This is a genomic window from Komagataeibacter sp. FNDCR2 (genome assembly GCF_021295395.1).
In the GTDB taxonomy this organism is placed as follows: domain Bacteria; phylum Pseudomonadota; class Alphaproteobacteria; order Acetobacterales; family Acetobacteraceae; genus Komagataeibacter.
The window spans coordinates 1,771,967-1,785,410 of sequence record NZ_JAIWOU010000001.1; the positions used below are offsets into that span (position 1 = coordinate 1,771,967).

The 13,444-nt window shown below is 65.0% G+C and carries 15 protein-coding genes; 9 read left to right on the forward strand and 6 right to left on the reverse strand.

Annotated features, from left to right (window positions below; translation table 11 throughout):
* Positions 1-87: 87 nt before the first annotated feature.
* The 5 genes from LDL28_RS08350 to LDL28_RS08370 all read left to right on the forward strand — a co-directional run bounded on the left by LDL28_RS08350 (position 88) and on the right by LDL28_RS08370 (position 5,038).
* Positions 88-237 (forward strand): hypothetical protein, encoded by a 150-nt coding sequence (locus LDL28_RS08350; protein WP_167537195.1) that lies wholly within the window; start codon positions 88-90, stop codon positions 235-237.
* Between the two features lie 86 nt (positions 238-323).
* Positions 324-1,721 carry a siroheme synthase CysG gene (gene cysG / locus LDL28_RS08355; RefSeq protein ID WP_233058133.1) on the forward strand — a complete coding sequence of 466 codons (1,398 nt, stop codon included), beginning with the start codon at positions 324-326 and terminating at the stop codon, positions 1,719-1,721.
* A gap of 96 nt (positions 1,722-1,817) precedes the next feature.
* Complete coding sequence (locus tag LDL28_RS08360) at positions 1,818-3,881, forward strand: FUSC family protein (protein WP_233058134.1); 2,064 nt, start codon at positions 1,818-1,820, stop codon at positions 3,879-3,881.
* Positions 3,881-4,075, forward strand: coding sequence for a DUF1656 domain-containing protein (locus LDL28_RS08365; RefSeq protein ID WP_233058135.1), 195 nt, complete (start codon positions 3,881-3,883; stop codon positions 4,073-4,075). Before LDL28_RS08360 ends, LDL28_RS08365 begins: the two co-directional genes overlap by 1 nt.
* Before the next feature lie 12 nt (positions 4,076-4,087).
* On the forward strand, positions 4,088-5,038 hold the full coding sequence (locus LDL28_RS08370; protein ID WP_233058136.1) for an HlyD family secretion protein: 951 nt from the start codon (positions 4,088-4,090) through the stop codon (positions 5,036-5,038).
* A gap of 169 nt (positions 5,039-5,207) precedes the next feature.
* Here the strand turns inward: LDL28_RS08370 and LDL28_RS08375 are convergent, their stop codons facing one another.
* Positions 5,208-5,423 carry a hypothetical protein gene (locus LDL28_RS08375; RefSeq protein ID WP_233058137.1) on the reverse strand — a complete coding sequence of 72 codons (216 nt, stop codon included), beginning with the start codon at positions 5,421-5,423 and terminating at the stop codon, positions 5,208-5,210.
* A 201-nt stretch (positions 5,424-5,624) separates the two neighbouring features.
* Here LDL28_RS08375 and LDL28_RS08380 point away from each other — a divergent pair, with 201 nt between their 5' ends.
* Positions 5,625-6,134, forward strand: coding sequence for a hypothetical protein (locus LDL28_RS08380; protein WP_233058138.1), 510 nt, complete (start codon positions 5,625-5,627; stop codon positions 6,132-6,134).
* Between the two features lie 65 nt (positions 6,135-6,199).
* On the opposite strand, the gene LDL28_RS08385 is transcribed toward LDL28_RS08380, so the two are convergent.
* A complete protein-coding gene (locus LDL28_RS08385; RefSeq protein ID WP_233058139.1) occupies positions 6,200-6,712 on the reverse strand; it encodes a nucleoside deaminase in 513 nt (170 codons plus the stop codon).
* Positions 6,713-6,772: 60 nt separating this feature from the next.
* On the reverse strand, positions 6,773-7,042 hold the full coding sequence (locus tag LDL28_RS08390) for a hypothetical protein (RefSeq protein ID WP_233058140.1): 270 nt from the start codon (positions 7,040-7,042) through the stop codon (positions 6,773-6,775).
* Between the two features lie 116 nt (positions 7,043-7,158).
* Here LDL28_RS08390 and LDL28_RS08395 point away from each other — a divergent pair, with 116 nt between their 5' ends.
* Entirely contained in the window at positions 7,159-7,470 is a 312-nt protein-coding gene (locus LDL28_RS08395) for a helix-turn-helix transcriptional regulator (protein ID WP_233058141.1), read from the forward strand.
* An 86-nt stretch (positions 7,471-7,556) separates the two neighbouring features.
* Positions 7,557-7,907 (forward strand): hypothetical protein, encoded by a 351-nt coding sequence (locus tag LDL28_RS08400; protein ID WP_233058142.1) that lies wholly within the window; start codon positions 7,557-7,559, stop codon positions 7,905-7,907.
* 146 nt (positions 7,908-8,053) lie between these two features.
* Here the strand turns inward: LDL28_RS08400 and LDL28_RS08405 are convergent, their stop codons facing one another.
* Positions 8,054-8,284, reverse strand: coding sequence for a DUF2171 domain-containing protein (locus LDL28_RS08405; RefSeq protein WP_233058143.1), 231 nt, complete (start codon positions 8,282-8,284; stop codon positions 8,054-8,056).
* 322 nt (positions 8,285-8,606) lie between these two features.
* Positions 8,607-9,077: a hypothetical protein gene (locus LDL28_RS08410; RefSeq protein ID WP_233058144.1), complete on the reverse strand. Its 471-nt coding sequence runs from the start codon at positions 9,075-9,077 to the stop codon at positions 8,607-8,609.
* Between the two features lie 223 nt (positions 9,078-9,300).
* On the opposite strand from LDL28_RS08410, the gene LDL28_RS08415 reads away from it, so the two are divergent.
* Positions 9,301-11,844 carry an excinuclease ABC subunit UvrA gene (locus LDL28_RS08415; RefSeq protein ID WP_233058145.1) on the forward strand — a complete coding sequence of 848 codons (2,544 nt, stop codon included), beginning with the start codon at positions 9,301-9,303 and terminating at the stop codon, positions 11,842-11,844.
* Positions 11,845-11,874: 30 nt separating this feature from the next.
* Here the strand turns inward: LDL28_RS08415 and LDL28_RS08420 are convergent, their stop codons facing one another.
* Positions 11,875-13,275, reverse strand: a complete 1,401-nt coding sequence (locus tag LDL28_RS08420; protein WP_233058146.1) for a gluconate:H+ symporter — start codon at positions 13,273-13,275, stop codon at positions 11,875-11,877.
* Between the last annotated feature and the right edge of the window lie 169 nt (positions 13,276-13,444).

The window sequence follows — 13,444 nt, forward strand, 5'->3', positions numbered from 1 at the left end:
GGGGCGCGTCCCATCAATTCATGTAGGGGCGTGGTGAAGGCGGGGCTTTTCTGCTATGTCGGCCCTTGCGTCATGCAGGAGGTTTTTTTGGCCCGTTTTCTTCCCGTTCTTGGTCTCTGCGCCATCATGCTGTCGCTGGCCGCATGCGCCACCAATACGCCGGGATCGGTCAAGGACCGTTCGACATGGGCACGCTGGGGCTATGCCGAAGGGTTGAAGAACGTCGCCTCCCACTGATATGGCGCGGCATGCCGCACCACATGACATGACTGACCAGCCCCCCACCAGCCACGGGATGCCGGCGCGACCGGCTGTTTGACCGCATGACCAATATTTCCGAACCCGCATGGTTCCCCCTTGCGCTGCGTCTGGACGATGTCCGGGTGCTGGTGGTGGGCGGGGGCATGATCGCCGCCAACAAGGTGCGCCTGCTGCTGGCGCATCGCGCGCGGGTGCAGGTCATCGCCGCCCGCCTGGATGACGAGATGCGCGAATGGGAGAAGAATGGCGCGATCATCCATATCGCCACCAGCGCCGATGACCGCACGCTGCGCGATGCCATGCCCGGCTGCCGCCTTGTCTATGCCGCGACCGATGACCGTGCGATCAACCGCGCCGCCGCCGCCATCGCGCGTGAGATGAACATTCCCGTCTGCGCGGTGGATGACCCCGCGCCCTCCAGCTTCATCACACCCGCGCAGATTCATCGCGGGCTTGTGCGCATCGCCATCTCGACCGGGGGGGGCGCACCCGTGCTGGCGCGCCGCCTGCGTGAACAGGTGGAAAGCGTCATACCCGAGGGCACGGGCGAACTGGCCCTGTTCATGCAGGACCAGCGCGAGCATGTCGGGCGCGCCTGTCCCGACATCGTGCGCCGCAGGCGGGTATGGGAAACCTTTCTGGACGGGGCGGGCGCGCAGGCGGCCCGGCAGGGCGAAAGTGCCCGCGCGCGCGCCATACTGGACGACATCATTGCCGGAACCACCACGCGTGGCGAGGTATGGCTGGTGGGCGCAGGCCCGGGCGACCCGGACCTGCTGACCCTGCGCGCGCTGCACATGATGCAGAACGCCGACAGCGTGCTGTACGACCAGCTTCTTTCCCCCGCGCTGCTGGACCGGGTGCGCCGGGACGCGGAACTGGTTTTCGTGGGCAAGCGCCGCAACAGGCACACCATGCCGCAGGAGGAGATCAACGCCGAACTGGTGCGCCGCGCGCAGGCAGGCCAGCGCGTGCTGCGCCTGAAGGGCGGCGACCCGTTCGTGTTCGGTCGGGGGGGAGAGGAGATCGAGGCCCTTCTGGACTCGGCCATTCCCTTTCAGGTCGTTCCCGGCATTACGGCGGCGAACGGATGCGCGGCCTATGCCGGTATTCCCCTGACCCATCGCGACTGCGCGCAGGCATGCATGTTCGTGACCGGCCACGCCCGCGCGGATGGCACGCTGCACCTGCCATGGGACAGCATGGCCCGGCCGGGACAGACGGTTGTCATCTACATGGGTGTCTCCGCCCTGCCCGCGCTGTGCGCGCGGCTTATGGATCACGGCCTGCCGGCGGACTGGCCCGCCGCGATCGTCGAACGCGGCACCCGCGCGGACCAGCGCGTGCTGACCGGAACGCTGGGCACGCTGGCGCGGCAGGCGACTGAAGCGGGCATAGGCAGCCCCGCGCTGATCATTGTGGGCGAAGTCGTCCGCCACCGGGTGATCTCCCCCGGCTGAGGAAGGGACCGTACGCCCCGGTACACGATTTGTTATGAATGTACAGCGACTTTGAGTGTATCAAACACAACGAGCCACTGAACGGTCAGGGAGTCCATGCCAGACATAGAGGCAGGAAGTGCGCGACGCCTGCATGACATGGCGCGCGCGTTCTTACCATGGATGGACCGGCTCCCCCCGGGCTGGGTGGGGTTCAGCCTGCGGACGTGGTGTTCCCTTGTCATCGGGCTGGCCGCCGCCTTCTGGGTCCAGATCGACAACCCGCTGCTGGTAGGGGTGACGGTCATGATCCTGGCGCAGCCCCTGCGTGGGCAGGCGCTTTCCAAGGCATTTTACCGGCTGCTGGGCACCGTTGTGGGCATGGGGGTGTCCATTGTGCTGGTGGCGGTGTGGAACGAGCAGCGCGGGCCGTTCCTGGGCGGTGTGGCGCTGTGGCTGGCCGCCTGCGCGTTTGTGGGATCGCTGGAGCGGGACTTCCGCTCCTATGGCGCGCTGCTGTCGGGCTATACCGTGGCGCTGGTCGCGGTCAACTGCATCGACCGGCCACAGGATGTATTCAACGTGGCCGTCTCGCGCGCATCGGCCATTTCCATCGGGGTGTTCGCGGTGGCGGTGGTCAACATCATCTCCGGCTCGCCCGAGGCATGGCGTGGTCTGGCGGATGGGCTCAGGCAGTTGACCCGCCCCGTAAGCGAGACCGCGCGCGCCGCCCTGGTGCACATGCATGACCGGGGCGCGCAGGCCGATGTGCAGCTCGCGGCCCGAATCCTCGCGCTGACCACGCGGCTGTCCTATGCCCGCACGGAACTGGAAGGCGGCGGCGCGCGGGCGAACGGCGCGCGGCTGGCCATGGTGTCCATGCTGACGGTGCTGGACTGCGCGCGCGGGCTTGGCCGCCATGCGGGCCATAGCGCCATCCACCCCGTGATCGAGGGCGCCATCGCCCGCATCGCCAGCCAGACCGACCTGCGCACCGACCAGGCCGGATTTACCGCCCGTATCCTCGACATGATGCGTACGGACCTGCCCCATCACATTCCCAACGCGGATGAGGCCTTCGCCATCGAACGCGCGGCCCGCATGCTGGAGGCGCGCGCCGCCATCCACGCCGGGCAGGCCCGGCTGGCGGGGGAGGCCGGGCGCTTTCCCGCATCCGGGACCGTGCGTATCGCCACGCAGCCCAATTACGGGCTGGCGCTGATCGGCGCATTGCGGCTGCTGATCGGTTTCTCCTTCGCTGCCGGTGTATGCGTCGTCACAGGCCTGCCGGGGGCGACCGTGGCGCTGGCCCAGACCGCGCTGACCCTGACGCTGGCGGCCACGAACGTGGACACGGCCCGCTTTGGCATGGGGGCCGTGATCGGCATTCCATGCAGCGTGCTGGTGGCGGCGGTGCTGAACTTTGTCGTGCTGCTGCATGGGGCGGACATGCCGTTTCTCGCCCTGAGCCTGCTGCCGCAGACACTGGTGGCCTGCTGGCTGCTCATGCGCCCCGCAACGGCGGCCATTGGCTTCAATTACGGGGTTTTCTTCTTCGCCATACTGGGTCTGGACAACCACCAGGGCTATGACCCGACCGAATTCCTCAACCGCAACATCTTCTACCTGCTGGCGGCCCTTCTGGCCTTCATCGTGCTGGTGCTGCTGTTTCCGCCCTCCCCGCGCAGGCAGCGGTTCTGGATGGCCGCGACCATCGTGCGCGCGCTCCAACGCCAGATGGCGGGACGCGGCGAGGCCGAAGGCACGCCCCGCCTGACCCGCGCCTATGACCGGCTGGCGCAGATGCAGTTCTGGATCGAACGCCTGCCCGCCACCCCCACCAGCCGCAACCAGATGGAAAGTGTCGCCGCCCTTACGGAACTGGACGGCGCGCTGGCCCGCGCGCGCGCCTATGCCCGGCAGGCCGGCAAAATCGGCATGCTGCGCCCCGCGGCCGAGATGGCCCAGCGCGAACTGGTCCTGCACGCCCCGTGGAACGTGACGGAACGGATGCAGGATGCGGTGCGGGCCGTACCCGGCCCCACGCGGCACCTGCCCGCGCAGACGCAGTACGCAGCGCTGAACCTGCTGGCGGGGCTGAACGCGGTGCAGCGCGCATGGCACGCGGCGCGGCCGCACATGCGGCATTACGGTCTCATTCACGAACGCAGGGCGGGCTGATGCGGCAGGTTGTCGATGTGGAGGGCGTATTGGTTTCCGCCTTCGTCATGAACCTCGGGCTGGCGCTGTGCACGCTGCTCGTACTGCGCAGCCTGCTGTCATGGCTCAGGCTATGGCGGTTCGTCTGGAACCCGCCACTGGCGCAGTTCGGGCTGCTGATCTGCCTTGTTGGTCTCTATACACTGATCCTGTGAAAGAATCCTGACGTGTTCGCTTACGCAAACCGCCTTGTGCGTCTGGCCATTACGCTGATTATCCTGCTGGTCGCGATGATCGTGGCCGTGGTGCTGTGGGATTACTATACCGCCTCCCCCTGGACACGGAACGGGCAGGTCCGCGCGCAGGTGGCCAACATCGCCCCGCGCATTTCCGGGCAGATCAATGAAGTGCGCGTGCACGACAACCAGTTCGTCCACAAGGGCGACATCCTGTACGTGATCGATCCGTTCGATTTCCGGGTGAAGGTGGATATCGCCACCGCCGCCGTGAATGAACGCCGGGCGGATCTGGAGTTCAAGACATCACAGTTCGAACGCCGCCAGCAGATTGCGGGCGTTGCGGTATCGGGCGAGGAAAAGCAGCAGTTCGAGGCCGTGGCCGAGCAGGCGGAAGCGCAATACGCCGCCGCGCTGGCCGACCTGCGGCAGGCGCGCATCAACCTTGAGCGGACCGAGGTGCGCAGTTCGATCAACGGCTATGTCACCAACCTGACCATGCGTTCGGGCGACTACGCCAATGCGGGGCAGGTCAATATCCAGATCATCGACACGGATTCCTACTGGGTGGACGGGTATTTCGAGGAAACGAAAATCCACGCCATCAAGGTAGGCGACCCGGTGCGGCTGGATCTCATGGGGTTTCATGAACCGCTGTTCGGCCATGTGGAAAGCATTACCCGCGGGATCGCCAGCAACAACGCCGCGACATCAACCCAGGGGCTGCCAGCGGTGGACCCGGTCTATACATGGGTGCGGCTGGCGCAGCGGATTCCGGTACGTGTCCATATCGACAGGGTGCCCCCCGACCTGGTGCTGGCCGCGGGCATGACCGCCACGGTTACCGTGGTCTCGGCGGCGGGCAATCGCCGCCATATGTCCATCCGCGATGCGCTGCGTCATGTGGGCGATGACATCCAGCATCTGGTGGGGCACCGTTAACGGGCCCGGAGCAACACCCCGGGCGCCACCTTATCCACAGATTCAGGGGACGAATATCCGGGCAACCCTGTGGATAGGCGTGGGCATGGACGGGGATAATGTGAAGGAACGTGGCGACTCGTGAACGGGAGTGGGAAATTTTCTCCCACCCGTCATCGTGCCCGTACCTTCAGCGTTGGGGCGGGAGGGAATAGGGATCGGGCTTGGCCACGCTGGTCGTCATCCCCATGCGATGCGCCCGGTACAGCAGGCCATGGCCGCGCTTTTCAATCACCACGCCGCGCTGCTGAATCCTGTCACTGCTGATGGCGTAACCCATCTCACGTACGATCTGGCCCCGCAGCACCTGTAACCACCCCCGCAGGGCAAGCCTCATCCGTGTCATGTCCCGCACGCTCCCTTTCACCACCCAGGCAATCATCTCATTCATAGCAGATAGGATTTATATGCATGACTTTCAAGGGAACCCACGTGGATCGGGCGGTTATTTTTATTTATTTCATATCATGACATGCAATTTGTAGCCATTCATGCGCAACGGCATGCCTCATCCATGACAAGGATGAACGGAACCAGTTCTGCTGCCATGGGGGATATCTTGCGTTACCTGTTCCTGATTTTTGCCCTTGCCGCCAGCCATTGCGGCACGGCGGGCGCCCAGACACCGGCGGCCCAGGTGATCAGCACATTGTTTGCCGACAAGCTGACCATGATGGATCTCGGCCTGATCCGCGCCGAACGCGCCATGCAGCATGAAATTGACAGCCTGCCCGACAGCTATGACAGCGACCTGGCGCCGGTGGCCGATTTCGACCCCCGCCGCAACAGCATCCTTGTGGGCATCTGGTACGAAAACCATGACAGCTTTACCCGCGACCAGTGCGGGAAGCTGCTCGATACGGTCCGGAAATCCTTTGGCAACCAGCCCACCACCATCATCGCCTCATGGTTCCGCCACCATGGCTATACGTCCCTGCGCGATGCCGGGCAGTTTTACACGGGGCTGCGCAACATCATCTGGCTGGTCGTGACGGATGGGGAGCGGGCCTGCTCCTATTCCATGGCCAGCGGGCAGCAGACCTTAACCGGGTTCTAGGGAGCGCCTGAAACAGTGTGATCAGGGCATACCGCGCAAATCATGAAGTTTTTTGGTGCGGCTGCCTACCGACCTTCCCGGGCGCGCCAGAACGTACGCTGGAGTTCGGCGGCCTCGGCCTCCAGCATAGGGCCGATGACTTCCACCGGGCGCTGACCGGCAGCGAACACCGTACGACAGGGCAGGTCGAGGGTCGGGTTTTCCGGGTGGTTGCCGGTCATCTCCTTCAGGTCATGTTCGCTCTGCCCGAATACGACGCGACCGATCCCACTCCAGTACACCGCACCCGCACACATCGCACACGGCTCGGCCGAGGTGTACATCGTGTATGACGCGAGTTCTGCGGGCGGAAATTTCCTGGAGGCACGCGTAGCCAGCAGGCGCTCCGCATGCGCCGTCATGTCGCCGCCTTCCGCCGTGTAGCCATTGCCCTGTTCCAGCACCACGTTACCCTCTCCATCGACCAGGATGCAGCCGAAGGGATGGTCGCCCCCCTGACGCGCCTGCTCGGCCACGGCAAAGGCGCGGCGCAGGAAATGTTCATGATCGAGGGGAGGCGGGGAGGTGGGAGAGGTCATTCCATATCCATGTAAATCAGGGTGCGTGGTCTTTGCTTGTGCCGGTTCCCGCATGCCTTTTCAAACGGAAAAGCCTGCCTGACGCCTGAGGGGATCGGCCATGGCCGCGCTGACCGTTTCGATCTCATCATCAATATACCCCACGATATCCGTGTTGTCATACGGCCCGTCGAAACGGGTGGCGGCCAGTTCGGCCCGCATGGCCACAAGCCGGTCGCGCCGGTGCGCGAGCTGGACCACGTAACGCGCGGCCCAGGCGGGTTCCTCCGGTTCGAATCGGGCATCAATGAAAGCCTGCGTGCAGTTATCGGGCAGGTTGGGATCATGCATGAACCGTATCTCCATGTGTGTGAAAAAGATACACAAATGGAACGCAGGCACCGATGAGAATCTCACGGGGCAATTATTTCCTTGCTGTATGTGTATTTTTTTAGCACAGATTGAGTATGAAAAATACACACATCGTCGCACAGACACCATCGCCCCGCACACGCCCACCCCGCGTTGACTGGGGCACCCTGACCCCCACCCTTGCCCAACTGCGCATGCAGGGCTGCTCCACCCGTGAAACGGCGCGCAGGCTGGGCCTGAACATCAAGACACTGGAAGCCTACCTGCGCCGCCACCGGATCCGCCACGCCATTCCGATGGACCGGCCCGACCAGGTACGTCGCACCTGCCTCAACTGTGATACCGCCTTTGTGGCCGATGGCCGTTTCCTGCGCCTGTGCCCGGAATGCCGCGCCATGTTCGGTTAAGGATGCTCACATTTACGTGCCATGGGAACCGTCCCCGCGGCCGCCCGCTTTAACAGGGCACCACAGCGCATCAGGATCCCCCGGATATGGACATGCACACGCCACGCGACGCGACCCTGCCCGAAAGCCATTTTGAAAACATCCACATCCGCCTGTCCCTGCATCACGACCGTATCGGGCATGACGGGGCCTTACCGGCGGCATCGCGCAAAATGGCGGCTGGTGGTTCCGTCCGGCGTAGGCCGCGCGCCCTTCCCCTTCTGGTGCTGGCCCTGGTCCTGGCCAGTCAGGGACTGGGCGGGTGCAAACGGCACAACGAAACCGTGGGTGAGAAAATAGATCATTTTGGCGACAAGGTGCAGGACAGCATCGACCCGCCCAAGGGCCCGGCGGAAAAGGCCGGCCGGTCGATCGACCGTACCCTGCATAATGACTGAGCGCATGCCCCATCAGATGCGCCTGCCCTGGCATATGCACAGCCAGGAAGTTTTCTTACGATTTAGCGCAACGGAAGCCGATGACCAGGCCGCACCCTGCCAGCAGGCGCACGGAACCAGCCCGTCACCTGCATGGCGTGTGCGTTTTACGCTGGCGGGGTATAGGACTGCACGTCCTCCACGGTATGATTGAGCGTGATCTTGTCGTTGGCGGTGGACTGCACCCATGATACGGGAATGGTGAACGCACTTTCCGCCGGGCCATCCACGGTAATCTGGATTGTCGCATCGGCGTTGACGGCGGTAAGGGTACCCATGCGGCCCGTGCCAGCCGCGATCACATCCTGACCCAGCATGGCCTGATTCATTTCCGTCATTTTTTCCCTTTCCCTGTTTGGCATGAAGGTGGCGGCAGGACATTTTGCATGTCATGCGCCAACACTGTACCGACCCGCGCTACAGATAGGCCCCCGGATGCACATCGTTACGTAACGCACGCCCCGGATGCAAGTTGCCCGGCAGCACTGCCCGTATTTCAGGCCGGTCCGTTTCCTGTTCCTTTAGTGCGGAAAAGAACCGAAAACGCCTGATTATTTGAAAAGTATATGGCAGGCTGGCCTGATGTATTAAGAAAGCGGAAATTTTCCGCTTCTTTATTCTAGATAAAAAAAGATACGATTATTTCCCGCCCCGCACCCTTCAGTCCACGCCGAACTGGTGGCGGTGGGACATGACCTGGTTCAGCTCCTCGCTGTAATGATGATACGTACCTTTGGGTACGCAGCCCATTTCTTCCAGATCCTCAAGCTTTATGCTGTCATTGAGCCAGTCATTGACCTCGTTGAACTCGATCTTCTGTGGCACGTCGCGCCCGCTGAAGACGACCGGGTCGTCCTGTCCCTGCACATAGCCGAATTTCTTGTACACACCATCCGCCGGCGGGTTGTGGTCCGCCATCTCGCCACACACCACGGATGCGCCATCCATGGAATGCACCACGACATCGCGGAACGTGGCGCTGTGGGGGTCCGCAAGGGTGGCCGCCACATGGCGCTCGCCCTCGGCAATCAGGGCGGACGCGCCCCCATGGCTGGCCGCCCATGCCCCCGTGCCCCCCAGACACCCCGAATACAGGCACAGGGATACGCCCAGTGTAATGAACCTTTTCATGCTCCGCCTGCCCCGCTCGTTCCGCCTGTACATAACATCATGCTGTCTTTTCTGATGCGCTGCCCGCACCCATCGGTCAAGCGCGGCGGATATGACCACCCCACTCCCAAATGCATGATGTGCGATAACATAATGACCCGCTCCGGTTGCCTGAAATCCCCCGACCGCAATAGGATGGCATGGCGCCGGGGGTGTCCGGCATTTCACATAAAGACCCGATTTCATGCCGCAGTTCCCCACGACCGCGCCCGTTCCCACCGACCCGCGCAACCAGACAGGTTTCACGCATGTTCGCGGCGCGCGGGAACACAACCTGAAAGACGTGAACGTGGACATCCCGCGTGACAGGCTGGTGGTGTTCACGGGGGTTTCGGGCTCGGGCAAATCCTCGCTCGCCTTCGGCACGCTGTATGCCGAAGCCCAGCGCCGTTACCTTGAATCCGTCTCCCCCTATGCCCGGCGGCTGTTCCGGCAGATGCCGGTGCCCGATGTCACCGCGATCGAGGGACTGCCCCCCGCCATCGCCCTGCAACAGCAGCGCGGCACGGGAACGGGGCGTTCCTCGGTCGGGAGCATCACCACGCTGTCCAACCTGCTGCGCATGCTCTATTCGCGCGCGGGCCGGTACCCGGCGGGCATGGAGCGGCTGGAAGCGGAATCCTTTTCCACCAACACGCCCGCCGGGGCCTGCCCGCGATGCCACGGGCAGGGCCGCATCATGGACACGACCACGGACCTGCTGGTTCCTGACGACAGCCTGTCCATCCGCCAGCGCGCGGTCGCGGCCTGGCCCACCGCATGGCAGGGGCAGAACCTGCGCGATATCCTGATCACCAAGGGCGTGGACGTGGACCGCCCATGGCGCGACCTGCCAGCCGCCACACGTGAATGGATCCTCTATACGGAGGATACGCCCACCTTCCCGGTCTATCCGGGGCTGGATCATGCCGCCGTGCGGCGCGCGATCCATGACCACGTACCCCCTGCCTATAACGGCACGTTCACGGGCGCGCGGCGCTATGTGCTGCATACCTTCGCCACATCGCAAAGCGCCACCATGCGCAGGCGGGCCGAACGCTTCCTGACCGCAACACCCTGCCCCGCCTGCCATGGCCAGCGTCTCAACCCCGATGCGCTGCGTGTGACGCTGGCGGGGCTGAACATTGCCCAGCTCACCCGGCTGCCACTTTCGGCCATCGCCCGCACGCTGGCTCCGCTGGCCAACGGAACGCAGGCCCCCGATGACGCCGCGCAGGCTGGCGCGGCCACGGCCATCGCCGCGCACCGCATGGCGGGCGACCTCGTGGCCCGCATCGCGGTGCTGGAACATCTGGGGCTGGGCTACCTGCAGGCCGACCGCGCGGTGACCACGCTCTCACCGGGGGAATACCAGCGCCTGCGGCTGGGCACGCAGATCCGCTCCAGCCTGTTTGGCGTGATATACGTGCTTGATGAACCCTCCAGCGGGTTGCACCCCGCCGATGCCCACAACCTGCTGGACGCGCTGATGGGGTTGAAGACGGCGGGCAATTCCCTGTTCCTGGTCGAACATAACCTCTATCTGATCCGCCGCGCGGAGTGGATTGTCGATGTAGGCCCGGACGCGGGCGCCAGGGGGGGCGAGATCCTGTACAGCGGCCCCCCCGACGGGCTGCGCACCGTACCCCTTTCGCGCACCGCGCCGTACCTGTTCGCCAGTGCCACGCCCATCGCGGGCACCCCGCGCAAGGCCACGCGGTGGCTAAAACTTACGGGGGTGACGTGGAACAACCTGCATGACCTGACCGTCGGGATCCCGCTGGGTGTTTTCGTCACGGTGACGGGCCTTTCGGGGTCGGGCAAATCCAGCCTTGTCAGTCAGGCGCTTCCCGAAATCCTGGCCCGCGCGCTGGGCCAGAAACGCACCGGGGACGCGGAGGTGGACGGCATGGAGGACTACCCCCTCGGCACGCCGCAGGGGCAGGTGGCCCCGGGGCCGCACCCCGTGAAACGGCTGGTCATGATCGACCAGAAGCCGATCGGCCGCACGCCGCGCTCCAACCTTGCGACCTATACCGGGCTGTTCGACACCATCCGGCGGATATATGCGGCAACCGATCTGGCCCGGACGCGGCATTATGACGCGGGGCGTTTTTCCTTCAACCTGCCCAAGGGCCGCTGCCCCACATGCGAGGGCGCGGGATCGGTCATGGTGGAACTGCTGTTCCTGCCCAGTGTCTATTCGCCCTGCCCCACATGCCACGGCACGCGCTACCGGCCCGATGTGCTGGAGGTGACGCTGCACGGCAAATCCATTGCCGATGTGCTGGACATGACGGTGGATGAAGCCAGCGCGTTTTTTGCCGATACACCCGCCCTGCATGCGGCCTTGGGCACGTTACGGCAGGGTGGGCTGGGCTACCTCCGGCTGGGACAGCCCGCAACCGAACTGTCCGGCGGGGAAGCGCAGCGCATCAAGCTCGCCACCGAACTGCAAAAGCAGCGGCGGGGCCATACGCTCTATATCCTTGATGAGCCGACCACCGGCCTGCATCCCGCCGATGTGGACCGGCTGCAGGACCACCTGCAATCACTGGTCGAGTCAGGCCATACGGTCGTGGTGGCCGAGCATGACATGCGCGTGGCCGCGCGCGGGGACTGGATCATCGACATGGGACCGGGGGCGGGCGACGATGGGGGGCGGATCGTCGCGGCAGGCACGCCGCGTGATGTCGCCCGCGCCCCGGCCAGCCGGACGGCCCCGTTCCTGCTGCCCCTGACGGGCTGAAACGCCGCCGGGCGGGCTGTCGTCGGGCGTTCAGCCGGGCAGCAGGCCCCACAGGGCGCATACCCCGGCAAACGCCAGCAGCGCCGCCACCAGTGTCATGAGGCTCCAGCTCTGTAATCCCTCACGCACGGTGACACCGCACATGCGCGTCACGATCCAGAACCCGGCATCATTGACATGGGACAGCGCCATGCCCCCCGCCCCCATGGCCAGCGCCACCAGCGCCAGATGGGTCTGGTCCAGATGCATGCGCCCGATCAGGGGGCCAAGGATGCCCGCCGTGGTCATGAGCGCCACCGTGGTCGGCCCCTGCGCCACCCGCAGGATCATGGTCAGGATAAAGGCCAGAACCAGCAGCGGCAGCCCCGTGGCCGCCAGCAGGCTGCCCAGCGCATCGCCCACGCCGCTGCCCACCAGCACCTGCGCGAACGCGCCGCCCGCACCCGTGATCAGGATGATGATGGCCGTGCCCGGCAGGGCCGCCGCCACCACGTCCGACACCGTGGCGAGCGCCATGCCCCGGCGCAGCCCCAGAAGCCACGCGCACAGCATCACATCCAGCCCGAGGGCGACGAAGGGAATGCCCGCGAACACCATGACCGCGCGCAGCCGCCCCGGCGCCATGAGCTCACCCGCCAGCGTGCCCGCCACTATCAGCACCACCGGCACGACAATGACCGTGGCGATCTCCGCGCCGCTGACCGGGTGGCGCTGGCTGGCCCCCATGAACAGCCGCGCGGGTTCATCCGCCACGTCATGGGTCTGGCGGGCGTGCCGCGCTTCATCCACCACGGCACGGATGTCGGGTGAGCAGCCAAAGGGCTGCGCCATGATCGGGCGGGTGAACACATAGGTCAGCCCGGTCACCACCGCCGCCAGCGGCAGGCCCAGCAGCAGCATGTGGCCCGCGCCCACATCCAGCGCACCCGCCACGGCCACGGCCCCCGGGTGGGGCGGCAGCAGCGCGTGCACGGTCAGCATGGTCACGGCCATGGGAATGCCGAATACGGCGGGCGGGCGGCCCGTCTGGCGCGCCATGCCATAGACCAGCGGCATGAGCATGATGACGCCGACTTCGAAAAAAACCGGAATTCCCACCCCGAAGGCGGCGATAACCAGCGCCAGCGGCACATGGGCGGCCCCCACGCGGCGCACCAGCGTGCCCGCCACCACCGCCGCCCCGCCCGAAAGGTCGATCATCCGGCCAATCATGGCCCCGAGGGCCACGATAATGGCGATATGGCCCATGGTGCGGCCCATGCTGCCCTGGACCGCATCGGCCAGCTTCGCCACGGGCATGCCGGTCAGCAGCGCCACACCCACCGCCACGACCAGCAGCGCCACGAAGGGATGCAGCCGTACCCTGAGAATGAGCAGGAGCAGGACGACGATGGAGCCGGTGCCAATCACAATCAGCGCGAGCGGAGTCATGGGCAGATCCCGTATAAAGGAACGGCCAGTCTCGCCCGGCCCCTGTTTCCCTTATCAGGCATCCCGGCATGGCTCGCAATGCTGCCACGCGTAAAAAGCAATTCACGCTATAGACCGGAGGCCGCGAACGAACAGCCACCCTGAAAAAATAGAAGAAAGTTTTTGGTGA

Excerpts from the sequence above, each read along its gene's own strand:
- cysG (WP_233058133.1), top strand. The coding sequence starts at position 324 with ATGACCAATATTTCCGAACCCGCATGGTTCCCCCTTGCGCTGCGTCTG.
- LDL28_RS08360 (WP_233058134.1), top strand. The coding sequence starts at position 1,818 with ATGCCAGACATAGAGGCAGGAAGTGCGCGACGCCTGCATGACATGGCG.
- LDL28_RS08365 (WP_233058135.1), top strand. The coding sequence starts at position 3,881 with ATGCGGCAGGTTGTCGATGTGGAGGGCGTATTGGTTTCCGCCTTCGTC.
- LDL28_RS08375 (WP_233058137.1), bottom strand. The coding sequence starts at position 5,423 with ATGACACGGATGAGGCTTGCCCTGCGGGGGTGGTTACAGGTGCTGCGG.
- LDL28_RS08380 (WP_233058138.1), top strand. The coding sequence starts at position 5,625 with ATGGGGGATATCTTGCGTTACCTGTTCCTGATTTTTGCCCTTGCCGCC.
- LDL28_RS08385 (WP_233058139.1), bottom strand. The coding sequence starts at position 6,712 with ATGACCTCTCCCACCTCCCCGCCTCCCCTCGATCATGAACATTTCCTG.
- LDL28_RS08390 (WP_233058140.1), bottom strand. The coding sequence starts at position 7,042 with ATGCATGATCCCAACCTGCCCGATAACTGCACGCAGGCTTTCATTGAT.
- LDL28_RS08395 (WP_233058141.1), top strand. The coding sequence starts at position 7,159 with ATGAAAAATACACACATCGTCGCACAGACACCATCGCCCCGCACACGC.
- LDL28_RS08400 (WP_233058142.1), top strand. The coding sequence starts at position 7,557 with ATGGACATGCACACGCCACGCGACGCGACCCTGCCCGAAAGCCATTTT.
- LDL28_RS08405 (WP_233058143.1), bottom strand. The coding sequence starts at position 8,284 with ATGACGGAAATGAATCAGGCCATGCTGGGTCAGGATGTGATCGCGGCT.
- LDL28_RS08410 (WP_233058144.1), bottom strand. The coding sequence starts at position 9,077 with ATGAAAAGGTTCATTACACTGGGCGTATCCCTGTGCCTGTATTCGGGG.
- LDL28_RS08415 (WP_233058145.1), top strand. The coding sequence starts at position 9,301 with ATGCCGCAGTTCCCCACGACCGCGCCCGTTCCCACCGACCCGCGCAAC.
- LDL28_RS08420 (WP_233058146.1), bottom strand. The coding sequence starts at position 13,275 with ATGACTCCGCTCGCGCTGATTGTGATTGGCACCGGCTCCATCGTCGTC.